Origin of the sequence: Cellulomonas sp. (genome assembly GCF_965229465.1) — a bacterium.
In the GTDB taxonomy this organism is placed as follows: domain Bacteria; phylum Actinomycetota; class Actinomycetes; order Actinomycetales; family Cellulomonadaceae; genus Cellulomonas.
Map to the genome: position 1 here is coordinate 1,558,398 of NZ_OZ245882.1, position 23,494 is coordinate 1,581,891.

At 74.2% G+C, this 23,494-nt stretch carries 21 protein-coding genes; 11 read left to right on the forward strand and 10 right to left on the reverse strand.

The window, feature by feature from the left end:
* The first annotated feature begins 35 nt into the window (after nt 1–35).
* Together ACO06A_RS07530 and ACO06A_RS07535 are read left to right on the forward strand one after the other, a co-directional pair.
* Nucleotides 36–2,621 (forward strand): circularly permuted type 2 ATP-grasp protein, encoded by a 2,586-nt coding sequence (locus ACO06A_RS07530; RefSeq protein WP_421735396.1) that lies wholly within the window; start codon nt 36–38, stop codon nt 2,619–2,621.
* Nucleotides 2,618–3,532, forward strand: a complete 915-nt coding sequence (locus ACO06A_RS07535; protein WP_421735397.1) for a transglutaminase family protein — start codon at nt 2,618–2,620, stop codon at nt 3,530–3,532. Before ACO06A_RS07530 ends, ACO06A_RS07535 begins: the two co-directional genes overlap by 4 nt.
* A gap of 1 nt (nt 3,533) precedes the next feature.
* Here ACO06A_RS07535 and ACO06A_RS07540 read toward each other — a convergent pair whose 3' ends face one another.
* Both ACO06A_RS07540 and ACO06A_RS07545 read right to left on the reverse strand, forming a co-directional pair.
* Nucleotides 3,534–4,463: a hypothetical protein gene (locus tag ACO06A_RS07540; RefSeq protein WP_421735398.1), complete on the reverse strand. Its 930-nt coding sequence runs from the start codon at nt 4,461–4,463 to the stop codon at nt 3,534–3,536.
* 167 nt (nt 4,464–4,630) lie between these two features.
* Nucleotides 4,631–5,158 carry a DinB family protein gene (locus ACO06A_RS07545; RefSeq protein ID WP_421735399.1) on the reverse strand — a complete coding sequence of 176 codons (528 nt, stop codon included), beginning with the start codon at nt 5,156–5,158 and terminating at the stop codon, nt 4,631–4,633.
* 152 nt (nt 5,159–5,310) lie between these two features.
* Between ACO06A_RS07545 and ACO06A_RS07550 the strand changes: the two genes are divergently transcribed.
* The 4 genes from ACO06A_RS07550 to ACO06A_RS07565 are packed head-to-tail and all read left to right on the forward strand — an operon-like array spanning nt 5,311 to nt 9,757.
* Nucleotides 5,311–5,940, forward strand: a complete 630-nt coding sequence (locus ACO06A_RS07550) for a TetR/AcrR family transcriptional regulator (RefSeq protein ID WP_421735400.1) — start codon at nt 5,311–5,313, stop codon at nt 5,938–5,940.
* A gap of 4 nt (nt 5,941–5,944) precedes the next feature.
* Nucleotides 5,945–7,090, forward strand: a complete 1,146-nt coding sequence (locus tag ACO06A_RS07555; RefSeq protein ID WP_421735401.1) for a methyltransferase — start codon at nt 5,945–5,947, stop codon at nt 7,088–7,090.
* Between the two features lie 40 nt (nt 7,091–7,130).
* The gene (locus ACO06A_RS07560) at nt 7,131–7,760 is read left to right on the forward strand and encodes a hypothetical protein (protein WP_421735402.1); all 630 of its coding nucleotides are present in this window, start codon (nt 7,131–7,133) and stop codon (nt 7,758–7,760) included.
* 47 nt (nt 7,761–7,807) lie between these two features.
* On the forward strand, nt 7,808–9,757 hold the full coding sequence (locus ACO06A_RS07565; protein WP_421735403.1) for an NHL domain-containing thioredoxin family protein: 1,950 nt from the start codon (nt 7,808–7,810) through the stop codon (nt 9,755–9,757).
* Between the two features lie 7 nt (nt 9,758–9,764).
* Here ACO06A_RS07565 and ACO06A_RS07570 read toward each other — a convergent pair whose 3' ends face one another.
* The 6 genes from ACO06A_RS07570 to ACO06A_RS07595 all read right to left on the reverse strand — a co-directional run bounded on the left by ACO06A_RS07570 (nt 9,765) and on the right by ACO06A_RS07595 (nt 17,163).
* On the reverse strand, nt 9,765–11,201 hold the full coding sequence (locus tag ACO06A_RS07570; RefSeq protein ID WP_421736038.1) for a diguanylate cyclase domain-containing protein: 1,437 nt from the start codon (nt 11,199–11,201) through the stop codon (nt 9,765–9,767).
* Nucleotides 11,202–11,354: 153 nt separating this feature from the next.
* Complete coding sequence (locus ACO06A_RS07575; protein WP_421735404.1) at nt 11,355–11,525, reverse strand: hypothetical protein; 171 nt, start codon at nt 11,523–11,525, stop codon at nt 11,355–11,357.
* Nucleotides 11,526–11,625: 100 nt separating this feature from the next.
* Nucleotides 11,626–12,621, reverse strand: a complete 996-nt coding sequence (locus ACO06A_RS07580) for a hypothetical protein (protein WP_421735405.1) — start codon at nt 12,619–12,621, stop codon at nt 11,626–11,628.
* An 80-nt stretch (nt 12,622–12,701) separates the two neighbouring features.
* Nucleotides 12,702–14,489, reverse strand: coding sequence for an ABC transporter ATP-binding protein (locus ACO06A_RS07585; RefSeq protein ID WP_421735406.1), 1,788 nt, complete (start codon nt 14,487–14,489; stop codon nt 12,702–12,704).
* On the reverse strand, nt 14,486–16,369 hold the full coding sequence (locus ACO06A_RS07590; protein WP_421735407.1) for an ABC transporter ATP-binding protein: 1,884 nt from the start codon (nt 16,367–16,369) through the stop codon (nt 14,486–14,488). The genes ACO06A_RS07585 and ACO06A_RS07590 overlap by 4 nt, the downstream gene beginning before the upstream one ends.
* Nucleotides 16,370–16,449: 80 nt before the next feature.
* Entirely contained in the window at nt 16,450–17,163 is a 714-nt protein-coding gene (locus ACO06A_RS07595; protein ID WP_421735408.1) for a helix-turn-helix transcriptional regulator, read from the reverse strand.
* 64 nt (nt 17,164–17,227) lie between these two features.
* Here ACO06A_RS07595 and ACO06A_RS07600 point away from each other — a divergent pair, with 64 nt between their 5' ends.
* The 5 genes from ACO06A_RS07600 (at nt 17,228) to ACO06A_RS07620 (ending at nt 20,926) form a co-directional block, all read left to right on the forward strand.
* Nucleotides 17,228–17,929, forward strand: a complete 702-nt coding sequence (locus ACO06A_RS07600) for an alpha/beta fold hydrolase (protein WP_421735409.1) — start codon at nt 17,228–17,230, stop codon at nt 17,927–17,929.
* 94 nt (nt 17,930–18,023) lie between these two features.
* Nucleotides 18,024–18,848: a DUF4397 domain-containing protein gene (locus ACO06A_RS07605; RefSeq protein ID WP_421735410.1), complete on the forward strand. Its 825-nt coding sequence runs from the start codon at nt 18,024–18,026 to the stop codon at nt 18,846–18,848.
* Between the two features lie 8 nt (nt 18,849–18,856).
* Nucleotides 18,857–19,555 (forward strand): sortase domain-bontaining protein, encoded by a 699-nt coding sequence (locus tag ACO06A_RS07610; protein ID WP_421735411.1) that lies wholly within the window; start codon nt 18,857–18,859, stop codon nt 19,553–19,555.
* Nucleotides 19,556–19,614: 59 nt separating this feature from the next.
* Nucleotides 19,615–20,229: an RNA polymerase sigma factor gene (locus ACO06A_RS07615; RefSeq protein ID WP_421735412.1), complete on the forward strand. Its 615-nt coding sequence runs from the start codon at nt 19,615–19,617 to the stop codon at nt 20,227–20,229.
* Nucleotides 20,213–20,926, forward strand: a complete 714-nt coding sequence (locus tag ACO06A_RS07620; RefSeq protein WP_421735413.1) for an anti-sigma factor — start codon at nt 20,213–20,215, stop codon at nt 20,924–20,926. Before ACO06A_RS07615 ends, ACO06A_RS07620 begins: the two co-directional genes overlap by 17 nt.
* Before the next feature lie 44 nt (nt 20,927–20,970).
* Here ACO06A_RS07620 and ACO06A_RS07625 read toward each other — a convergent pair whose 3' ends face one another.
* Nucleotides 20,971–21,279, reverse strand: coding sequence for a DUF6458 family protein (locus ACO06A_RS07625; RefSeq protein ID WP_235522247.1), 309 nt, complete (start codon nt 21,277–21,279; stop codon nt 20,971–20,973).
* 92 nt (nt 21,280–21,371) lie between these two features.
* The gene (locus ACO06A_RS07630) at nt 21,372–23,423 is read right to left on the reverse strand and encodes a S9 family peptidase (RefSeq protein ID WP_421735414.1); all 2,052 of its coding nucleotides are present in this window, start codon (nt 23,421–23,423) and stop codon (nt 21,372–21,374) included.
* Nucleotides 23,424–23,494 lie beyond the last annotated feature (71 nt).

The following is a 23,494-nucleotide window of genomic DNA, read 5'->3' on the forward strand; positions in this document are numbered from 1 at the left end:
GCCCAGATGGGCTGCCGTAAGACACACTCCTCTGTGTGACCGACCTGCTCTCCTCTCCGCGCCCCCTGGGCGAACCGGGGGCAGTCGACCACCGTGCCGACTGGTCGTGGCTCCCCGACCCCGCGGACGTCCCGACCGCGTCGGGCCTTGCGCGCGCCCGCGACGAGGCCGAGCGGCTCCTCGCCGACCACGGTGTCACGTACGGCGCGGACCAGGAGGACGGCGAGCACCCCTGGCACCTGGACCCCCTGCCCGTCATCGTCGACGAGCCGGAGTGGGCCCGCCTCGACGCGGGACTGGTGCAGCGGGCGGAGCTGCTGGACGCGATCCTCCAGGACGCGTACGGCCACCGGCTGCTGCTCACCGACAAGCTGCTGCCCCCGACGGTCGTGCTGGGCCACCCCGGCTTCGTGCGCGCGGTCGACGGGCTGCGGCTGCCGGGCGGCCGGGAGCTGGTGCTCACCGCCACCGACCTGGTGCGGGACGCGTCGGGAGCCTGGTGCGCGGTGGCCGACCGGACCCAGGCGCCCTCGGGCGTCGGGTACGCGATGGAGGACCGTCGCATCGTCGCGCAGGTGCTCTCCGGGGTGTACCGGCAGGCGTCGATCCAGCGCCTCGGGCCGTTCTTCCGCGCGCTGCGGCTGGCGCTGCGGGCCGTCGCCCCCGGTCACGCCGAGCAGCCGCGCGTGGTCCTGCTGACGTCCGGACCGTCCAGCGAGACCGCGTTCGACCAGGCGTACCTGGCCTCCATGCTCGGCCTGCCGCTCGTCGAGGGCTCGGACCTGCTGGTGCGGGACGGCCGCGTCTGGATGCGCGGCGTCGAGGGCCTGGAGCCGGTCGACGTGGTCCTGCGCCGCGTCGACGCGGAGTGGTGCGACCCGCTGGACCTGCGGCAGGGGTCGCGCCTCGGCGTCCCCGGCCTGGTCCGAGCGGTCCGCGCCGGGACCGTCAGCGTGGTCAACCCGCTGGGCAGCTCGGTGCTGGAGAACCCGGCGCTGCTCACCTACCTCCCGCGGCTGGCCAACGCGGTGCTGGACCAGGACCTCGCGCTGCCGTCGGCACCCACCTGGTGGTGCGGCGAGCCGAGGTCGCGGCAGCACGTGCTGGCGCGCCTGGACCAGCTGGTGATCCTGCCCACCGTGCGCGGGACCGACGTCGGCACGATCCTCGGCTGGACCCTCAGCCACCGCGAGCGCGAGCAGCTGGCCGCCCGGATCAGTGCCGAGCCGTGGCTCTGGGTGGGCCAGGAGCCGGTGGGTCCGGCGGGGCCGACGATCGACGGCGCACCCGTCGGCGTCGGCAGCGACCTGCCCTCAGCCGAGGGCATCGGGCCGGCCGACCTCGGACCGCGCGCCGCGGTGCTGCGCACGTACGCGGTCGCGCACCGGCAGACGTACACGGTGATGGCCGGCGGGCTCGCGCGCGTCGCGTCCGGGCACGTCGTCTCGTCGGCCCTCGGCGCCGCGGCCAAGGACGTGTGGGTGCTCTCCACGCAGCCCGACGCACCGGTCGAGCCGTGGGTGCCGTCCGACGAGTCCGCCGCCGGCGAGGTCCCCGCGCAGCGCCGCCCGGCGACGGGCATCTCGCCGCGCACCGCAGAGAACCTGTACTGGATGGGCCGCTACGCCGAGCGGGCCGAGGACTCCAGCCGCGTGCTGCGCGTCGTCGTGGACCGGTGGGACGACTTCCACCAGCGCCCGGCGTCCGCCGGTGGCCAGGCGCTCGCGGTGCTGCTCTCGTCCCTGACCCCCACCGACGGGTCGACCCCGCGCTTCCGCGACCTCGTGCTGGACCCGCAGGACACCGGCACGGTCGCCCGCTCGATCCGCCGGCTCGCCGCCTCAGCCGCCGCGGTCCGCGACCAGCTCTCGACCGACACGTTCGGGCCGCTCGCCCGCATCGAGCGCGCGCTGCGCGACGAGCGCAACAAGACCCGCGGCCGCACACCCGGGACCGACTCTCTGGACCTCGGGGTGGTCAGCGGGAACGCCGCGACGGCCGGACTGCGGCCCGTGCTCGACAAGGTGCTGGAAGGACTGCTGGCCATCGCCGGCATCACCGCCGAGGGACTGGTGCGGGACGTCGGCTGGCAGTTCCTCGACGCCGGCCGGCGCATCGAGCGCGCGCAGCACCTGGTGGAGAGCCTGCTGGCCACGGTCGTGCAGCAGCGCCCGGCGGACGTCGACTCGGTGGTCCGCGAGTCGGTGCTGCTGGCGCACGAGTCGGCCATCACGTTCCGCCGCCGGCACCAGACCGGCGCGGGCCTGGCGGAGGTGCTCGAGCTGCTCCTCCTCGACCCCACCAACCCCCGCTCCCTGGCCTACCAGCTGGACCGGCTCAGGGAGTCGCTCGCGCTGGTCCCCCTGGCCGGCCGCGCACCCGACCAGCGCGACCATCTGCTCTCGGACGTCGTCGACCTGCTGGCCGAGGTGGACCCCGTGGCGATCGCCGGGGCGGTCACGGAGGACGGGCGGCGCGCGCGGCTGGCGGAGGCCCTCGAGTCGATGCTCTGGCGGCTGCACGCGGCGGCCGACGAGATCGAGCGCGTGCACTTCGTCCGGCTGGCCCCGAGCCGCGCGCTCGAGGACCCCTGGGACGCCCGGGACGGTGGTGGCGAGTGACCCGCACCTACGACCTGGTGCACCGCACCACGTACACGTACGCCAACGTGGTGACCGACTCCTACGGCCGCACGACGATGACCCCGCGGGACGTGCCCGGGCAGGCCTGCCTGTCGACGACCGTCGAGATCGAGCCCCCGCCCTCGGACACCGCCGCGCACGTGGACTACTGGGGCAACCGGACCACCTACTTCGGGGTCACGACGCCCCACACCCGGCTGGTCGTCACTGCGCGCTCCACCATCGAGGTCACCCGGCACGCCCCCGACCCCGCGGCGCTGCCGACCGTCAGCTGGCACGAGGTGGCGCGCCGCGTCGCGTCCGGCGAGGTCGGCCGCCTGGACCCGAGCATCGTCGACCTCCGCGAGGCCATGCTGCCGTCCCCGCACGTGACCTTCGCCGACGAGGTGCGGGACTGGGCCGCCCCGACGTTCGAGGCGGACCGGCCGGTGGTCGAGGTGCTCGTCGAGCTGGCGCACCGGATCCGCACCGAGATCGCGTACCGGTCCGGCTCCACCACGGTGCACACGACGCAGGCCCAGCTGCTCGCGCAGAAGGCCGGCGTCTGCCAGGACTTCGCGCACCTGATGATCGCCGCGCTGCGCCTGCACGGGCTGCCCGCCCGGTACTCCAGCGGCTACATCGAGACGCGTCCGGCACCCGGGCGGGAGAAGCTCCGGGGGGCCGACGCCTCGCACGCGTGGGTGTCCGCCTGGGTGCCCGGCGCCGGCTGGGTGGAGGTCGACCCCACCAACGACCAGCTGGTGGACGACCGGTACGTGCTGCTCGGCTGGGGCCGCGACTACGACGACGTGCCGCCGCTGCGCGGGGTCATCTTCACCGAGGGCTCCGGCTCGCGCCTGACCGTGTCCGTCGACCTGGTCCCGTCCGGCGCGGAGCCGTACCTCTGACCTAGCGTCGCGCCGTCGCCCGGTCCCGCAGCTCGTCGGGCGTCACGACGAACCCGCCGCTGTCCACGACCGTCCCGCCGACGGCCCGCCACAGGGCGGCCGCGACGCGGGCGATCGACGGCTGCACCCTCGAGCGGGCGATGAGGTGGAGCTGCGACGGGTGCTCGTTGCGCAGCTCCGCCGGCTCGGGCGGCTGCCAGCTGACGTGGTACGACCAGGGCCCGAACTCCCGCCAGTCCAGCCGGGACAGCGCCACGGGGACCTCGCTGGAGCGACCGGTCTTCACGGTGATCGCGCCGTCGTACTCGAACGTCGCGGTCACGGAGAACGTGGGCGGGCCGGAGCTGCCCTCGGCCTGCTGCGGGTGCGGGACGTCGGTGGGGCCCACCCGCGCGCCGGTCATCGCCGGTCGCACGAGGGGGAGCGCGTCCTGCGCGGACAGCGGGACGGGCGACCACAGGGTCAGGTCGATCGCCGAGCCGGGATCGGGCACGACGACCTGGGTCCGCTCCGCCGGGACGATGCTGCCGGCGGCACGGCGGGCGGCGGCGGACATCCAGCCGTAGACCAGGTCGAGCGACGCGCGCGGGTCGGCGGGCACGAGGGCGTACAGGTCGACGTCCTGGGGGGACAGACCGGCGGCCTGCGCCTCCGCGGGGCCGGCGGGCGTCGGACCTTCGAGGGAGGCGGCTCCGTCCAGCCGCAGCACGCCCGGCGTCGGCTCGGCCACGTCGGCGACGATGCCGCGGAACCGCGCGCCGGTCATGGGTCGTGCGCTCGCGGAGGCCTGGGCGGCGGTCACCGGCTCGCGCGTCCATGCCGCCCCGGGGAACCACGCTGTGGCCATGGCGGCGACGTCGGAACCGCGCGGCACGACGAGCACGTGGTGGCCGTCGAGCTCCCCCGGGAGGACGACCAGCGGCAGGATCATGCGGCCGGACGGTACACAGGTCGTGATGCGGGCGTGTTACGTCTCGGCGCGCCCACTCGGCGAGTCGCCGCTGATCAGCGCGTTATCCACAACTTAAACGTTGTTGCACACGCCTGTGGACGGACGCTGTGGACAAATCGTGAAGTCGCTCTGCTCCTGCGCTCCAGTCACCCGTGGACGTCGTGGAGGTGGTGGACGACGTCGTGCAGGAAGTACTGGCCCAGGGTCCGCACGGTGAACTCCGACCCGTTCGAGCGCCGTCCCGCCCGGTCCCACTGCGGGTCGGCCACCGAGTCGAACCGGTCGGCGACCACGTCGGCCGCGTCCGCCAGCTCGTCGGCCACCACGAGCGGGTCCTGGAGGTCGTACCGGTCCGCGAGCGCGGAGGCGTCCTGGTCCCAGTTCTCGAACAGCGGGTCGTCCTCCGTCAACAGCAGCTCGAGGCGGCCGTCGAAGATCCGCAGGACGTCCCGCACGTGAGCCCCGTACTCGAGCGTCGACCACGTGGTCGGCGCCGGCCGCACCCGGGCGTCGGGGCGGTGCAGGGCGGACACCCAACGCGGCACCAGGTCCCGGACCGTGCCGCCGATGGCCGGTCCGTCGACGTCGGCCGCCGTGAACCCGCACTCGGGGCAGCGCTGCGACAGCACCCACGTCCAGTCCTTGGTGTCCGGCTGGATCTCCTCGTTGCTCATGCACGGCACGCTAGACGACGGGCCCGTGCAGTTCCCGCCATCGACCATGTGGATCCGGCCGCTATAGCCGCCGGTGCGCGCGCCGACGACATGGTCGGCGCTCGTGACGGCGGCCATCGTCACTTGGTGACAGAACGTGCGATGATGTCACGATGCCCAAGATCATCGGCGGCTCCCTGCACGAGCACCGGGAGCAGACGCGCCAGAAGCTCTTCGCGGCGCTCTCGGCACTGATGGCCGAGCAGGGGTTCGACGCCATCACCCTGGCGGAGATCGCGTCCGCCGCCGGCGTCGGCCGCACGGCCGTCTACAACCACTTCCCCGACAAGGAGTCGCTCCTGCTCGGGTTCATCACGCACGAGACCGAGCAGTACGCGGCCACGCTCCAGCGCGCGCTCGACGACATCGAGGACCCGACCGAGCAGCTCCAGACCTACGTCCGCCAGCAGGCCGCGCTGACCCGCGTCTACCACCTGGCCCCCGGACCGGAGCTGCGGTCGGTGCTGTCCCGCGGCACCCAGCAGCGCGTGCGCGAGCACGTGATGGTGGTCGAGCAGATCCTGCGCCGGATCCTCGCTGCCGGCATCGAGTCGGGTGCGTTCCCCCCGCAGGACCTCGACGTCACGGTCCCCCTGGTCAACGCCTGCCTGTCCGGGCGCGGAGTGCCCTCCGACGGGCCCGAGCGCGAGCGGGCGATCGAGCAGACCGAGGCGTTCGTGCTCAGGGCTGTCGGAGCGGACGCCGCTGCACCTGTCTCCGTGCCGACCTTCGTGCCGGCCTGACCTGGTGGCCAAGCGCGCGCGCGGCGGACCACCCCCCGCCCACCACGGCAGCCACCCCTCCGACCGACGACCCCGGACCCGCCCCGCGCCCCGGCGGTCGACCGCGCTCGAGCTCACCTTCCTCCCGGGCCTGGAGTCGCTGGTCGCCGACGAGGCCGCCGAGGTCCTCCTGCTCGACGGCGCACCCTCGCCGGTGCCGGGCCGCGAGGACGCCCTCGACGTCGCGACGTGGGGTCCGCCCGCCGACGTGCTCGGCCTGCGCACCGCCGTCGCCGCGTTCCTCGTGCTCCGGTTCGACGTCCCGCGCCCCAAGTCGCTGACCAGCGGGGACCACCTGACCCGGATCGTCGACGCGATGTACACGTCGCTGCGGACCGGCAGCTCGTCCACGTTCCGGTTCGAGGCCGCAGGCAGCGACTCCGCGGTGTTCGCGCGGCTGGCCGACCTGCTGGCCGAGGCCACCGGACTGCGGTACGACGAGGCGCAGGGCGAGCTCGTCCTGCGCGTGCGCCGCGGCGTGCGCCCCGGACCGTCCGGCGACCCCGGCTGGGACGTCCTGGTCCGGCTCGGCTCGCGCCCGCTGTCCGCCCGCCGCTGGCGCGTCACCGACTACCCCGGCGCGGTGAACGCGACGATCGCGGCCGCGATGGTGCGGCTCGGCGAGGTCCGTGAGCAGGACCGGGTGCTCAACCTCATGTGCGGCTCCGGCACGCTGCTGGTCGAGCGCCTGTCCGCCGGTCCCGCGGCCGACGCGGTCGGGGTCGACCTGTCCGCCGACGCCCTCACCGCGTCGGCGGAGAACCTCGGCGCCGCCGCGCACGCGGGCGACGCCCGTCTGCTGACCGCCGACTGCACCGGCCCCGCGCTGGTCGAGGCCGCCGGCGCCGGCTGGGACCTGCTGCTCGCCGACCCCCCGTGGGGCACCCTGCACGGCACCCACGCGACCAACGCCGAGGTGCACGCCGGGATGCTCCAGGCGGCCTACGACGCCGCGGCGCTGGGCGCCCGGTTCGTCGTCCTCACGCACGAGGTCAAGGTCATGGAGCGCTGCCTGCGCGACGCCGACGCCCTCTGGCGGATCCGCTCCACCACCAAGGTGTTCGCCAAGGGCCACCACCCACGCATCTACGTCCTGGACCGCACCGCCTGAGACCGTCAAGTGCGGAGGCCGCGGTGCCGACTCCCTCAGCGTGACACCACCTCGCGTCGCTCGGTCCGCGGTCCTCGGCGCAGCGCTCACGCTCGTCCTGCTCGGGGGCTGCGCACAGCCGGTATCCGGCCCGGTGCGCACCGGGAAGGCGCACGCGATGCCCGCACCGGTGGTCGAGCCGACGGCCGAGGCGCCACCCGCACCGGCCGCCCCGGCACCCGCTCCGTCGCCCACCCCGGTGGACGAGTTCCCGTTCTGCCACGGCGAGCTTCCCGCTGAGGCTCCCCCAGGGGCGTCCGCCGCGGCCGTGGCCTACCTGCAGGCAGTCCGCGCCGCATCACCCTCCTGGCAGGCGATCGACGACCGCATCGTCAACAACGGTCTGTCCGTCGACACCAACGACCTCATCGCCCAGGCGGACGCGGACGAGCCGTTCATCCTCGCGCTCGAGGCGATCGAGTTCCCCGAGGAGGCCACCGCGGCCGCCTCGGACCTGATCTACGCCCTGCTCGACTACCGCGAGTTCCTCCAGGCGACCATCCTCGACGGTTTCGGGACGACGTACGGCGAGGACACCATGCGGCTCCAGGGAATGCGCTCCACCGCGTCGGGGGCCCTGCGTACCGCGCTCGGCGTGCCCCCGTCGACGTGCGCCTACCACCGACCCTGACCACCCGAGCATCCGCAGGCACCGCACGGACCGGTGAGAATGGTGCCGTGCGTGAGAGCAGACTGCCCCGGGTCCGTGCGTCCGAGCTGGTCGGGCGGGGGTGGCTGAACACCGGCGGCCGTGACGTGACGCTGGCCGACCTGCGCGGCAAGATCGTCATCCTCGACTTCTGGACGTTCTGCTGCATCAACTGCCTGCACGTCCTGGACGAGCTGCGCGAGCTCGAGGAGCAGCACCGCGACGTGCTGGTCATCGTCGGCGTGCACTCCCCCAAGTTCGTGCACGAGGCCGACCTGGTGGCGCTGGCCGCCGCGGTCGAGCGGTACGAGGTGCACCACCCGGTGCTGGACGACCCGCAGCTGGTCACCTGGTCGGCCTACACGGCGCGGGCGTGGCCGACGCTGGTCGTCATCGACCCCGAGGGCTACGTCGTCGCGCAGATGGCCGGCGAGGGCCACAAGCGCAACGTCGAGATCCTGGTCGGCGAGCTGATCGCCGAGCACGAGACCAAGGGCACGCTGCACCGGGGCGACGGGCCGTACGTGGCCCCGGCGCCGGCCGAGGGCACGCTCCGGTTCCCCGCCAAGGCGATCGCGCTGCCGGACGGGCACCTGCTGGTCGCGGACGCAGGGCACCACAGCCTCGCCGAGCTCGAGTCCGACGGGGAGACGCTCGTCCGGCGCATCGGGTCCGGCGAGCGCGGGCTGGTCGACGGCGGTCCCGACGAGGCCCGGTTCAGCGAGCCGAACGGCCTGTGCCTGGTCCCCGACGAGCTGCGTGAGGCGCTCGGGTACGACGTGCTCGTCGCCGACACGGTCAACCACGCGCTGCGCGGGGTCCGGCTCGCGGACGGGTCGGTCACCACCGTGGCCGGGACCGGCGAGCAGTACATGGTCGGTGCGGCGGACAACTTCCTGGCGTCGGACGAGGACGAGGCCGACGAGGAGCTCGCGTCCATCCCCGTCATCGGGGAGCCGGGCGACGCCGTGGCGGGACTCACCGCCGGCACCGGCACGTTCGTCCCCGGCCCTCGTCGGCACAAGCTGTCCTCCCCCTGGGACGTCGCCTGGTCGGAGCCGCTCGGCGCGTTCGTCGTCGCGATGGCCGGCAACCACACGCTGTGGGCGTTCGATGACCTGCAGGGGTCGATCGAGCTGCTCGGCGGCACCATGAACGAGGGCCTGCTCGACGGCCCCCTGCACGAGGCGTGGTTCGCGCAGCCGTCCGGGCTCGCGGTCGCCTCCGACGTCCGGATCTGGCTGGCCGACTCCGAGACCTCCGCGCTGCGCTGGGTGGACCCGGTGGAGCGGACCGTGCACACGGTCGTCGGAGAGGGGCTGTTCGACTTCGGGCACCGCGACGGTCCCGCCGCCGAGGCGCGCCTCCAGCACCCCCTCGGCGTGGCGGTCCTGCCGGACGGCTCGGTCGTCGTCGCCGACACCTACAACGGCGCGATCCGTCGATACGCCGACGGGTCCGTGAGCACGCTCGCCACCGACCTGGCGGAGCCCAGCGGGATCGTCGTGCTCGACGGCGGCGCAACCCTGCTCGTCGTCGAGTCCGCGGCTCACCGGCTCACCCGGATCGCCCTGCCTGCCACGCTCGTCGGCCAGATCCTCGACTCCGGCAGCCACCGCACCCAGCGCCCGGTGACCGAGCTGGCGCCCGGCGAGGTGCGGCTGGACGTGGTGTTCACCCCGGCGGCCGGGCAGAAGTACGACGACCGCTACGGCCCGTCCACCCGCCTGCAGGTCTCGTCGACCCCGCCCGGGCTGCTGCTCGAGGGCGCCGGCGACGACGTCCCGCTGGACCGGGTGCTGCAGCTGGACCCGGCCGTGACCGAGGGCGTCCTGCACGTCACCGCGCACGCGGCCAGCTGCGACGCCGACCCGGCGATCGAGTACCCCGCGTGCCACCTCAACGCGCAGGACTGGGGCGTGCCGATCCGCCTGGTCGAGGGCGCCCCGAGCACGCTGACCCTGCCGCTGCACGGCTGACCGGGGCTCAGCGCGCTCCGAGCACCGCCACCGCGGCGAGGGCGTCCAGCGACGTCGCGACGACCTCGCCGGTGGCGGCCGTCGCCGACATGCCGATCTCGACCTGCCACAGGTCGTGGATGACGACGGCGGTTGACGACTCGACGCCCATCTCGGCGGGGCTGCCGCCACGGGCGACCGCGGACGGCGGGTCGTCGGGGCTGCGTCGGGTGAGCACGGCCCACGCGGACCCGCCCAGCGTCTCGGTCGCGGCGGCCGCGAACGCGCACAGGCGGGGCACGACGCCGGACTGGGCCGCCACGATCGCGGCGGTCGCGGCCACCAGCACACGCTCGGCGGTGACCGCGGGGTCCGCCGCGGCCGGCACCATCGACCGCAGCGCCCGCGCGCGAGCCCGCTTGGCCTTGTACTGGGCGGTGTCGGCCTGCCGGAACAGGTGCCGCGCGGACACGGACCCGGTCACGGCCGTGGAGGCGATGCCGTAAGAGATCGCGGCGCCGTGCGGCAGGGGGAACTCGGCGATGGTCGCCGCCATGACGTCCGCCACCTCGGCGCGCCGACGCCCGACCGTCACCAGGCAGAACTCGTCGCCGCCGATGCGCGCTGCGGTCGAGCCGGGCAGTGCGTTGGACGCGCGGCTGAGGACGTCCGCCACCGAGCGCAGCAGGTCGTCGCCGGTGTCGTGGCCCAGCTCGTCGTTCACGCGCTTGAGCCCGTCGACGTCGCACATGACGATGCACGTCTCGTTGCCCGACTCGAGCGCGGCCTCGGCCTCGGCGTCGGCGATCCGACGGTTGGCCAGCCCGGTCAGCGGGTCGTCGGCGACGAGGTGGCGGACCTGCGCCTCGAGGTCCACCCGCGCGATCGCGCCCGCGACTAGTGCCGCGAGCACCTCGGCGCGGGCGATGTCGTCGACCCGGAACGGCGGGCCCGGCCGCATGCGGACCGCGTAGAGCTGGCCCCACACGCTGCCGTTCACCACCAGCGGTGACGCGAGCGCGCTGGCCGCGTCGAGGTCCTTGAGCGTGTCCACCTCGACCGGGTCGCCCGCGTCGGGGTCGTCCGGCACGGTCAGCTCGTCGTGCACGGTGCGGGCGTGGGCCACCCAGCTGGAGCGGTCCCGGATGAGCGCGCGCAGCGCGGGGCGGTCGTCGGCGCGGTAGGACCCCCGAGCCATCCACACCGCCCGGGGGTCGGTGGGGGCGGGTTCGACGAGCACCACCCGGCACGTGTCCTGGTCGATCCGGCAGACCGCGACGCGCCGGGCGCCGAGCATCTCGACGCCGGTGGACCCCGCGACCTGGGCGACCTCGTCGATCGACCGGCAGCGCTCCAGACGGTGCGCGGCGAGGGCGAGCGCGCGCACGCCGACGACGCCCGCGGCAGACCTGCTCTCCGCGCGCGCACCCTGAGCGGCCGTACCTGGTCGCGTCACGTCGCCCATCATCGACCCTCGATCCCGCCTGGTGCGACGCACACGGATGAGAGGTGCGTGAGATCACCCGTCTTGGGGAAGCGATAACGGTTGCGACGGCGGTGCGTGCTCATCCGGCGGGTGGGTCCGGAGCTCGCCGCGAACGGCCGTGACGAGGCGTCGTCAGGCGCTGGCGCGGATCGCACCGACCACGCGCACGCGCACGTCGACCCCGTCGACCGCACCCGGCAGGTCCGGTCCGGGACTCCGGGACACGTTCACCTGGAGCTGGTAGCCGTCGGAGGCGCGGGCGATGCCGATCCCGCGCACGTCCGAGCGACCCTTCAAGGTCATCCGCAGGTGCTCTTTCGCTGCTCGGGCCTGCTCGAGGTCCGCCATGGTGTCCCGCCTCCCGCCGACCGTGACCGCAGCGGGGGCGGCGGTCCGACGATCGTCAGACCAGTGTGACCCCGAGTGCGTCCAGAACGGCATCGATCGGGTTGAGGTACGTCAACCCGGTCCCATTCTCCCCTCCCGACTCCGAGCCTGCAAAGAGCAGACCGAGGGCGACCCCGTCCTCGCGGTAGACGAGCGAGCCGGAGTCGCCGCCGCGGGAGAACGGCCCGGCGCCGGTGGACTCGACCTCGATCTGGTTGTCGAAGCTCAGCTCCCCGAGCTCCTCGCCGTAGCCGACGACCACGTTGTCGAGCTCGATCGCCGTCACCTGGCCGTAGGTGATCGAGGTGGTGCGGCCGATCTTGCTGACCTGCTCGCCGCCCAGAGCGACCGCCGTGGTGGTGATCCGGCCGACCGGGTACTCCGGGTCCACCTCCTGGTCGGTCAGGAGGGCGATCGCACAGTCCACCGTGGCGTCGCCGCCGGGCTCGAGGTCCACCCGCGCGGCGAGCGTGCCCACCCGGTCCCGCGGCGACCGTCCGCCGTCCGCCGGCCCGGGCTGGAGGATGACGTCGCCCACCCGGGCCTGCGGGCGGCCGGAGAGCACGTGGTAGTTGGACAGGGCGTGCACCACCCCGTCCTTGTGCACGAAGGCGCCGAGCGTGCCCGCGGTGACGTCGACGTGGGCGATCGAGATGCCCGGCCGCAGCGGACGCACGCGACCGGTCTCGCCCAGGGACCGGGCGGTGATGACCGGGGGGCGCGGCCGGACCTTGGTCGGGTCGTCGGCAAGGGTGGTGATCCGGCCCGTGCGGCGGACGTCCACGTCCTGCCCGACCTCGGCGACGACCTTGCGCGCGATGCTGCGGACGGACGGCAGACCGAGGCGGTAGCGGACCGCCAGCGCGTACGACCCGTCGGGCTGGGGCGCGAGACCGATGGCCAGCGCCGGGCCACCGTCGGCGAGGTCCGACGGCCGCACCACCCGCTCGGACAGCTCCCGAGCCAGGTCCGTCGCCTGCGCCTTGACCTCGCGTGCCTTGCCCTTGTCCATGCATCCCCCTGCCGGTCGGTTCGCCCGGTCCGTCCCGGAGCGCTGCCAGTCTGCCGGTCACCGCCCACACGCGCAGGGGTTCAGAGGTAGGCCGCCGCCTGGATGCCGAACAGCTCCGCGTACAGGCCCCCGCGGGCCACCAGCTCCTCGTGCGAGCCGGACTCGACGATCCGGCGGTCGGCCACGACCAGGATCAGGTCGGCCATGCGGACGGTCGAGAACCGGTGCGAGACCAGCAGGGTCACCGCTCCCGTCGTCGCGCCGACCGCCCTGGCGTGGGCCGCGTACCGCTCGTACAGGTCGTGCTCGGCCTGCGCGTCCAGGGCCGACGTGGGCTCGTCGAGCACCACCAGCAGTGGTTGCTCGCGCATCATCGCCCGGCCGAGCGCGAGCTTCTGCCACTGCCCGCCGGACAGCTGCGCGCCGTCCGCGTGGCTGGTGCCCAGCTGCGTGTCGAGCCCGTCCTCCAGCCGGTCGAGGACGTCCGCGGAGTGCGCCCGGTCCAGCGCACCGAGCACGGCCTCGTCGTCCCCGATCCGGGGCAGGTCCCCGACGCCGACGTTCTGCCGCGCGAGCAGCTCGAACCGGCAGAAGTCCTGGAACCCCGCGGCCGTCCGGTCGCGCCAGCCGACGGGGTCCAGGTCGTGCAGGTCGACGCCGTCCACCGTGATCGTGCCCGTGGTCGGCGCGTAGAACCGGCACAGGAGCTTGACCAGCGTGGTCTTGCCGGCACCGTTCTCGCCGACGATGGCGACGCTGGTCCCGGCCGGCAGCACCAGGTCGACGCCCTCCAGAACGGGTGCGTCCGTACCGGGGTACGTGAACGAGACCCCGGCGAACCGGATGCCGTCGCGCAGCACGTCCGGCGCGGGGACCGACGACCCCCGCACCGTCTGCGCCTGCACCAGCGACCGCATCCAGGCGAGGTCGGTCATGGTCCGGGCGGCCCGCTGGAGCTGCTGGAGGATGGTCACCGCGGCAGTGACCTGCTGGTTCACCTGCGACGCCAGCGTGATCACGAGCACCACGTCGCCGACGGTGCGCCGGCCGGCGACGGCGTCGCGCAGGACGAGCAGGGTCGCGGCGACGTACGCGACGGCGAACGCCAGCTGGCCGGCGGCGCGCAGGGCGTCCGCGCGCACCTCCCCGGCCCAGAGCACGGCGGTGGCCGCGTCCCACGACTGCGCCAGCCGGGACCGCACCTCCTCGCCCAGCCCGCAGGTGCGCAGCTCCTTGGCGGCGTTCGCGTCGAGCGACAGGACGAACAGGTGCCGCGCGCGGCGGTTGTCGGTCGCGGCCGCGGTCCGCGCGGCACCCAGCACGCTCTCCGCGCGGCGGCCCAGGACGAGCGGCGGCACGGCGGCGAGGGGCAGGAGCAGGAGCCACGGGTTCAGCTGGGCCAGCAGGACGCCGGTGATGAGCAGCGCCACGCCGAGCCCGATCGCCGACAGCAGCGCCTGCATGGAGCCCCAGCCGGACCGGTCCAGCTCGGTGCGCAGCACCTGGAGCCGGTCCGCGTACTCCGGCCGCTCGTGGTGCTCGATCCCGGGTGAGTCGTGGGAGAGGGCGATCAGGTCGCGCTCCAGGCGCATCACGGCCAGGTCGCCCAGCTCGAAGTAGAAGATGTGCGCGAAGTGCCCGGCCGTCAGCGCGGCAACCACCAGCACCGCCACGAGCACCGCCGCCACCGACGCGCCGCGGGCGTCCCCCGCCACGGCGGCGTCGGTCAGCGCGGCGAGCGCGGGCGCGGCCAGGGGCATGGCCACCGACTGGAGCACCATCAGGACCGCGGAGAGCGCCAGCCGTCCGGGACTGATGCTCGCCGCCAGCCGGAGCAGCGCCCAGCTCCCCCGCACGGTCTGCCTCATGACTCCACCTCGTTCCCGTCGGCGTCCAGCCCCGCGGCGAACCGCTCCGCCTGCAGCCGGAACAGCCGGGCGTAGTGCCCGTCGGCCGCCACGAGCTCGTCGTGCGTGCCCTGCTCCACCACCCGGCCGGCATCGATGACGACGATCCGGTCCGCCCGCCGCACGCTGGAGAACCGGTGCGAGATGAGCACCGAGGTGACCCCGCGCGTGAGCTCGACGAACCGGTCGAAGAACGCCGCCTCCGCCCGGACGTCGAGCGCGGACGTCGGCTCGTCGAGTACCAGCAGCCGCGCCCCCGCCTCGAGCGCGTACAGCGAGCGAGCGATCGCGATCCGCTGCCACTGGCCGCCGGACAGGTCCGCGCCGCCCTCGTAGGCGCGGGACAGGGTGGTGTCGAAGCCGGAGGGGAGGGCGTCGACGGCGTCGGCGATCCCGGCCCGCGCCGCCGCGCCGCGGACCACGGCCGGGTCCCGCGGGGCGTGCACGGCACCGACCAGGATGTTGTCCGACGCCGACAGCTCGTACCGGACGAAGTCCTGGAAGACCACGCTGACCTGGCGGCGCCAGCCGGCGACGTCGAGGTCGGCCAGGTCGGTCCCGTCGACCGTGAGGCGGCCCGCGGTGGGCTCGTGCAGGCGGGTCAGCAGCTTGACCAGCGTGGTCTTGCCGGCACCGTTCACGCCGACGATCGCGGTGCACAGCCCCGCCGGCAGGTCCAGGTCGAGGCCGTCGAGCACGGGCCGACCGCTGCCGGGGTAGGTGAAGTGCACGTCCTCGAACCGGATCGCCGACTCCGGCGCTCCCGGCGGCACGGGACGTCCCGGTCCCGACGAGCCCAGCCGCGACTCGGCCTCGTCCATCCGCTGCTCGAACTCGGCCAGCGCCGCGACCGCCTGCATGCCGTACTGCGTCTGCACGTCCGACTCCGGGTAGTACTCACCGAGCGCGATCGCGGCGACGACCGCCTGGATGCCGAGGGCCAGCGCAGTGAGCGTGATCTCGCCCGCGGCCGCAGACCGCCCGATCGACACCAGCACCGCGGCACCGACCACGAGCCCGATCGCCGTGTAGACGAGGTAGGGGACCAGGTAGATCTGCCGGCGCCGCGCTGCGACCGGGCCGAGCATCCGCTCGGTCGCGTCGGTGTACTCGTCGGTGAACCAGCCGGCCAGCCCGAACACCCGCATCTCCTTGGCCGCCGCCGGTCCCATGGCGACCTCGCGCAGGTACACGGCCCGGCGACGGAAGCCGATGACGTTCTTCCAGACCTGCGAGTACCGCCGCAGCCCGCCGCGCTGCCCGTACCGGAACACGAGGGTGGCCGCGAGGACCGCCGCCGCGGCCGGCCAGGACACGACCGCGCCGATGACCGCGACGAACCCCAGCAGCTGCACGTATCGCGCGACGAGCGCGAGCAGTCCCGCGGCCGACGCCCCGGGGCTGCGGAAGTCGGCCTCGAACTCCCTGGTCGCCTCCGTCAGCGCCTCGAGGGTGGCCTGGTCCTCCATCGGCGCGATGCTGGTGGACCGCAGGGCGATGCGCAGCGCCCGGTCGCGCAGGGCGCCGTCGATCCGGCGCTGCATCCGCACGCCGAGCGCGGTCTGCACCGGCGCGAGCACCTGCCGCGTCAGGAACAGGACCGCGGCCAGCACGAACGTCCGCACGAGCGCACCCCACGCCGCCGAGCCCGTGCCGCCGTCGACCGCCGCGGGCACCTGCCCGACCACCACGCTGGTGGCCAGCACGAAGGCGACCGGCAGGAGGCCGAGCACCAGGTTCAGCGCCGCGAGGCCGATCACCAGGCCGGCGCCCGCCGTGGGCAGCAGGCGGGCGATGTCCCTGCGGGGCAGGACCGCGGTGCGGTACCAGGACCGGAGCATGGGCGCCATCCTTCGACCGGGGTGTGAGAGCGCGCCCAACCTAGTGCCGCCCCCGCCTCGACGCACGGGGTTTCGGGACCTCAGTCCGACGGGCGCGACGACACCGGGCCGGCGTCGGGCGGAGGCGTGCCGACGTCGGCGACCGGTCGGGGGTCATAGGCCGAAGCAGTCAGGTCCGCGCGCACGATGCGCCCGAGCCGGAACCATCGCAGGTCCTGCCGCGTCTGGCACCAGGCGCTCACGTACCAGGCACCCCCCGTGCGTGCCAGGATGACCGGTTCCACGCGGCGCCGGCTGAGCGTCCCGTCCGCGCGCTGGTACTCGATGGCCAGCACCCGGCGACGCCCGAGCGACTCCTCCACCGCGCGGAGCACCTGGGGCGGGACGTCGTCTCCCGCACGGTCCGGGCGGGACCACACGCGACCGGCCAGCTCGTCGGCGCGGGCGCGGTCGGCCGGCGGGAGCGCGTCGAGCACCTTGGCGCGAGCCGCCTCGGCGTCGGTGCCGAACGGGCTCCCCGCCGGCAGCGCCCGGACCGCGAGCGCCAGGGCGACCGCCTGCGCGGGCGTGAAGTTCACCGGCGGCAGGCCGACGGACGCGTCGAGCACGTAGCCACCACCGAGACCCGCCTGCGCGACGACCGGCAGGCCGGCCTGCTGGAGCGCCGACACGTCCCGCTTGACCGTCCGCGGCGACACCTCGAACAGCCGCGCCAGCCGGGTGCTCGTGGTGCCGGAGCGGCCGACACGGCGCAGCTCCTCCGCGAGCGCGTACAGCCGGTCGGTGCGGTTCATGGTTCCAGCATGGTGACACAAAGGTGACATCCTGTTGTCACCGGCCGGGGTCCACGCTGGATCCATGACCACTTCACTGATCCTCGTCCCCGGTTTCTGGCTCGGCGGCTGGGCGTGGGACGACGTCGTCGCCGCCCTCCCCGACGACCTCGACGTGCACGCGCCGACCCTGCCCGGGGTCGAGCCCGGAGCCGAGCGCGCCGGCATCACGCGCGCCGACCACGTCCGCGCCCTCACCGACCTCGTCGACTCGCTGGAGGGCGACGTCGTCCTCGTCGGGCACAGCGGCGGCGGCGCGCTCGTCGGCGAGGTCGTCGACCGCCGCCCCGACCGCGTGCGTCGTGCGATCTACGTGGACTCCGGACCGCTGGTGGAGGGCGCCGCGATCGACGCTTCCGCCACCGAGCAGGTCGAGGTCCCGATGCCCACCTGGGAAGAGTTCGCCGCGCAGGGGTCGAGCACCGAGGGGATCGACGACGATCGCCTCGCGGAGTTCCGACGCCGCGCTGTCCCGCACCCGGCCGAGGTCGTGCGGGGCGCGGTGCACGTGGGCGACCCGCGGCGGTTCGACGTGCCGGCCACCGCGATCTGCAACAGCATCCCGGCTGCGCAGCTCAAGACGATGGCGAACGGCGGCCCGCCGTTCCACACCGAGCTCGGTGAGATCCACGACCTCGCCTGGGTGGACCTGCCGACGGGCCACTGGCCGATGTTCTCCCGGCCGGCGGACCTCGCCGCGGTCATCGCGGAGGCCGCTCGCAGCTAGGTGCATCCAGTGGCGGCCTGGCGGCCGAAGAGGGGGTGTCAGCACATCGGCCGCCCGGGCGTACCCGCCGGGGCCAGTCCTCGAAGGACGCACCATGCGCACACGCCTGTACTCCGGCATCGCCGCCGGAACCCTCGCCCTCGTCACCCTCGCCGCGGTCCCCGCGACCGCGGCCGACCCCGCCAAGCTGAGCGTGCTCCACGGCGTCCCCGGCCTCACCGTCGACGTCTGGGTCAACGGCGAGCGCACGCTCGACGACTTCACGCCGGGCTCGCTCGCCGGCCCGCTCGACCTGCCGGCCGGCACCTACACGGTCGCCATCACCGCGGCGGACGCGGTCGACGCCAGCTCGCCCGCCATCGGACCGGTCGACCTCGCGCTGGAGGCCGGCAAGAACTACACGGCCGTCGCGCACCTCGACGCCGCGGCCGCGCCGACCGCCACCCTGTTCACCAACGACATCTCCACCACCGCCGCGGGCGAGGGCCGGCTCACCGTCCGGCACGTCGCCGCGGCCCCCGGGGTCGACGTCCTCGCCGGCACCACGCCCGTGATCACCAACCTCACCAACCCGAACGAGAAGGTGCTCAACCTCCCCGCCGGCACGGTGTCCGCCAGCGTGACCGCCACCGGCACCACGACCCCCGCGCTCCTCGGCCCGGCCGACGTCGCGATCGTCGAGGGCACCAGCACGATCGTCTACGCCTGGGGCAACGCGACCGCGTCGCCGTCCACCCTGGCGCTCGCCACGCAGACCATCTCCGGCCTGCACAGCAACCCGTCCGGTGTGAACGCCGGCCAGGTGGGTCTCGTCTCCGACGGCGGCTCGTCCGCCTGGACCTTCGCGATCGCCGGGCTGGCCGTCGCCGGCCTGGTCGGTGCCGGGTTCGCACGTCGCGCCGCGATGCAGCGGAGCTGATCCTGCACATGAACGTCACGTCGCGGCCCGGGAGTGCGTTCGCGCGCTCCCGGGTCTCGGCACGCGCGCTCGCGGCCGTCGTCGCACTCGGCACGATGATCGGCCCGCTGACCGCGTGCACCGGCCCGGAACCCTCTGCCGGACCGGTGGTCGCGGCGTCGCCGTCCTCCTCGGCGACGCCGCGGCCGACCCCTACCACCGCGCTCCCGCAGGTTCCGGTGGTCGACGCCGCCCTCGGCGCCCCGGTCGCCGCGACACCCCCGCCCGTGCGCCTCGCCGTGCCGGACGTGGGCATCGACATGGCCGTCGACCCGGTCGGGGTGCGCGACGACGGCGAGATGGAGATCCCCGAGGACGCCGACCGCGCGGGGTGGTACCGCTTCGGTCCCGCGCCCGCCGACCCCGCCGGCGCCACCGTCGTCGCCGCTCACGTGGACAGCGTGCAGACCGGGATCGGCCAGTTCGCCCGCCTCCGGGACGTGGCGGTCGGCGCGGCGGTCACCGTGACCTCGGCCGACGGCGCCGTGCGTGAGTACCGGGTCGTCGGCGTCGAGAAGATCGCGAAGGAGGGTGCGCCCGTGGACCAGTGGTTCGACCGGTCCGGCGCGCCACGGCTCGTGCTCGTGACCTGCGGTGGCACGTTCCGCCGCGACATCGGGCACTATACGGACAACGTCGTCGTCACCGCCGAGCCGATCGGTGGGTAGCCGTGACTACGCTGCTGAGCGCCCCCGTCCGCCGGGGGCCGACGAGGGAGGAGCCGTCCGTGAGCGCACCCGGGACCGGGTCCGCTGACTCGTCGCGCCCTCGTGCGGTGCATCGGCTCGACCCGGACGGCGAGGGCGTCGAGGAGCTTGGCGCCGCGTTCGTACGCGGTGACGAGACGGCGATCGCCGAGGCGTACCGGCGCTGGTCCGCGCTCGTGCACACGGTCGCGCTCCGCTCGCTCGGCAGCGTCACCGACGCGGAGGACGTCACGCAGCAGGTGTTCGTCGAGGCGTGGCGCAGCCGGGAGCGGTTCGACCCCGACAAGTCCCGGCTCCCCGCGTGGCTGCTGGGCATCACGCGGCACGTCGTCGCCGACACGCATGAGCGACGCTCGCGCGACCGGCGACTGCGCGACAAGACGGTGGCCGGCGCGTCGGAGCTGCCCGTGCCGTCCGTCGACGGTCGGGTGGTCGACCGGGTGGTCGTCGCCGACGAGCTCGACCGGTTGGGGGACCCGCAGCGCACGATCCTGCGGCTCGCATTCTTCGACGACCTCACGCACGACCAGATCGCGACCCGGCTCGACCTGCCGCTCGGCACGGTGAAGAGCCACGTCCGGCGCAGCCTCGCCCGGCTGCGGACCCGATGGGAGGTGGATGGTGCCGTTCGATGAGTCCCACGTGGACGACGACGTGCTCGCGCTCCTCGCCCTCGGCGAGCCGGTGGCGTCGACGTCGGACCTTGCCCACATCGAGGAGTGCGAGCGGTGCTCCGACGAGCTCGACTCGCTGCGTGACGTGGTGGTCCTGGCCCGCACCGGCGACGGTCCGCTCGTCGCGCCCGCCCCGCAGGTGTGGGACCGGATCTCCGAGGAGCTCGGGCTCGGCGCCGCGACGGAGCCCGCGCCGGTCGTGTCCCTGGACTCCCGCCGCCGACGCCCGAGCGCGTGGGGCTGGATCGCCGGCGCCGCGGCCGCGGGCCTGGTGGTCGGGGGCGGCGGAGCCTGGTGGGTGGCCAACCGCGCCGACGCGGTGACCGTGCAGGCCACCGCGGTGCTCGAGCCGCTGCCGGGCTGGGACGCGTCGGGGTCCGCAGTCGTCGAGACGCGCTCCGACGGCAGCCGCGTGCTGGTGGTGGACCTCGCCAAGGACACCCCGTCCGACGACGCGTTCCGCGAGGTCTGGCTGCTCAAGCCGGACGTCAGCGGGCTGGTCAGCCTGGGCACCCTCGAGGGGACCTCCGGGCGGTTCGACCTGCCCGCGGGCCTGGACCTCAGCCAGTACTCGGTGGTCGACGTGTCCGAGGAGCAGTTCGACGGCGACCCGGCGCACTCCGGCGACTCGATCGTGCGGGGACCGCTGGAGGCATGAGAAACGCCCCCTCCCGGGGGAGGGGGCGTCTCGTGTGCGCTGCGTCAGACGGCCGGCGGGGCCGCCGGCGGCGGCTGCTGCTGGTACGTCTGCTGCACCGGCGCGGCCGGCGGGGCCGCGGGAGCTGCCTGGGCGGGCGGCGCGTTCGGCGTGGTGCGCTGCTCGACGACCGCCGTGTGTGACGTGTGGCTGCGCTGGCTGTTGAGGACGATCGCCAGGATCAGCGCGATGACACCGGCGCCCATGCAGATGTAGCCGATCACCGTCAGGTTGACACCCTCGACGGCGTCGCTGACGCCGAACGAGAGGATCGCGCCGATGACGATGAGGGCGATTCCGCCTCCGATACCCATGTCGGTCCTTCCGTCGAGGCGCGCGGGTGTCGCGCGGCCTTGACCGGTGAGTCTGGTGCCGACCGGGCCACCCCGCACGTCGAGAGCGCTCGTCACCCGAGGATCTGCGGATACTCACCCGATCGGGCGAGGACGTGCTCGGCCAGGAACGCCTCCACCACCTGGTACCAGACCACGGCGTGCTGCGGGCTGAGCACCCAGTGGTTCTCGTCGGGGAAGTAGAGGAACCGGTGGGGGGTCTTGCCGTCCTCGTCGGCGGGCAGGCCGCTCTTGGCCAGCAGCTCGTACCAGAGGCGCAGACCCTCGCCGATGGGCACGCGGTAGTCCTTGTCACCGTGCACGACGAGCATGGGCGTGACGATCTTGTCGACGAACCGGTGCGGCGAGTTCTCCAGCGCCATCTCGTCGGTCATCTCGCGCTGCCAGTAGTAGGCGGCGTCCGTCGTCGGCCCGAACTGGTCCAGGGCCCACAGGCTCGCGTGCGTGACGATCGCCCGGAACCGGTCGGTGTGCCCCGCCACCCAGTTGGCCATGTACCCGCCGAACGAGCCACCCATCGCGGCCGTGCGCGTCTCGTCGATGTCGTCGCGCGCCTCGACCGCGTCCGTGATCGCCATGAGGTCGGTGTACGGCGCCGCGCCCCACGCCCCCCAGCCGTCCTGGATGAACTCCTGGCCGTAGCCGGTGGACAGCGCGGGGTCCGGCAGCAGCACCGCGTACCCCCGGGCGACGAGGATCCACGGGTTCCACCGCCACGACCACGCGTTCCACGAGCCCAGCGGGCCGCCGTGGATCCAGAGCAGCAGCGGCGCCTTCTCCGTGGTGGTGGGCAGCGCCAACCACGCGCGCACCCGTCGGCCGTCCGCCCCGGTCGTCTCGACCTCCGTCAGCGTGCCGGGCAGCTCCGGGGTCGCGACCGGGCTGCGCAGCGGGGTCGTCGCCCCCGTTTCCAGGTCGATCCGCACGGGGTGCGAGGGCGCCTCATACGACGACCGCAGCGCGAACGCGACGGTGCCGTCCGGGCTCACCGACACGTCCGTGAACGTGGCGTCGTCGCTGGTCAGGCGGGTGATCTGGTCCGACTCCAGGTCGAGCCGGAACACCGGGCCGCGGCCGTCGTCGTCCGCCGTCACGAGCAGGCCGCGGCTGTCGGGCAGCCAGGTCATGCTCGTCGGCCACCGGTCCCAGGCGTCCACGAGCGTGCGCGCCTCGCCGCCGGCAAGCGGCACGATCTGCACCTTGACGCGAGGGGCCACGTGCGGCGTCGAGATCGACTCACGCGCGAAGACCACCGATGCGCCGTCGGGCGAGATGACCGGCGACCAGAGGTCAGCGGCGGGGTCGTCCACGAGCACCCGGTGCTCCCCCGACGCCACGTCGATCGCCATCAGACGCCCCCGCTGCTCGCCCTTGGCCAACGGTAGGTTCCAGCCGGTGACCACGGTGCGACCGTCCGGGCTGATCGCCGAGCCCTGCTCCACCAGTGCCGACCGCGCACCGGGGGTCACGTCCTTGAGGGTGAGCCGCGGGTCCTTGGCGTCGGCCAGGGGCGCGACGACGTCCGTGCCGACCTCCGCGACGAACAGGTGCGGCGACTCGGGGCCCAGGTCGTGGTCCCAGTACCGGACCGGGTACCCGTCGTGCAGGATCGCCGCGACCTTCTTCTCCTTGCGGGTCTTGCGCAGCTTCTCGTCGGCCTCGGCGTCCTGCGCACTGGGCAGCACGTCGGAGCCGACCAGGACGACGTCCGCGTCCTTGGCCACGTGCACCCCGCCCAGACCGGCCGCGCGGTCTGCCACCACGCGCGCCTCCGCACCGTCGCGCGGCAGCAGCCAGAGCGCCGGCACCGGCTCGTCGTCGCCGCCGTCCTTGCCGTCCGGGTCCGGCCGAGCGCTGGTGAACAGCAGGTCCCCGCTGCTGGTGAACGCGGCGCTGGACTCGCCCTTGGCGCTCCGGGTCAGCCGGCGCGCCGGCCGCTCGCCGGTCGGGTCGACCTCCCACAGGGCGGTCACGAACTTGGTCTTCTTGGCGTCGAGGGTCGCGACGCTGGTCACCAGCCTTGTGCCGTCCGCATCGAGCACGAGGCCGCTCAGCCGAGGGACGGCGACGTACTGGTCGAGGTCATGAAAGGGCGTCGAAGTCATGCGCACCGTCCTACCACCCCGACCTGTCCGCCGTCCGCCGAGTCGCCCGGCCGGGTCGGCCGCGGGCTGCC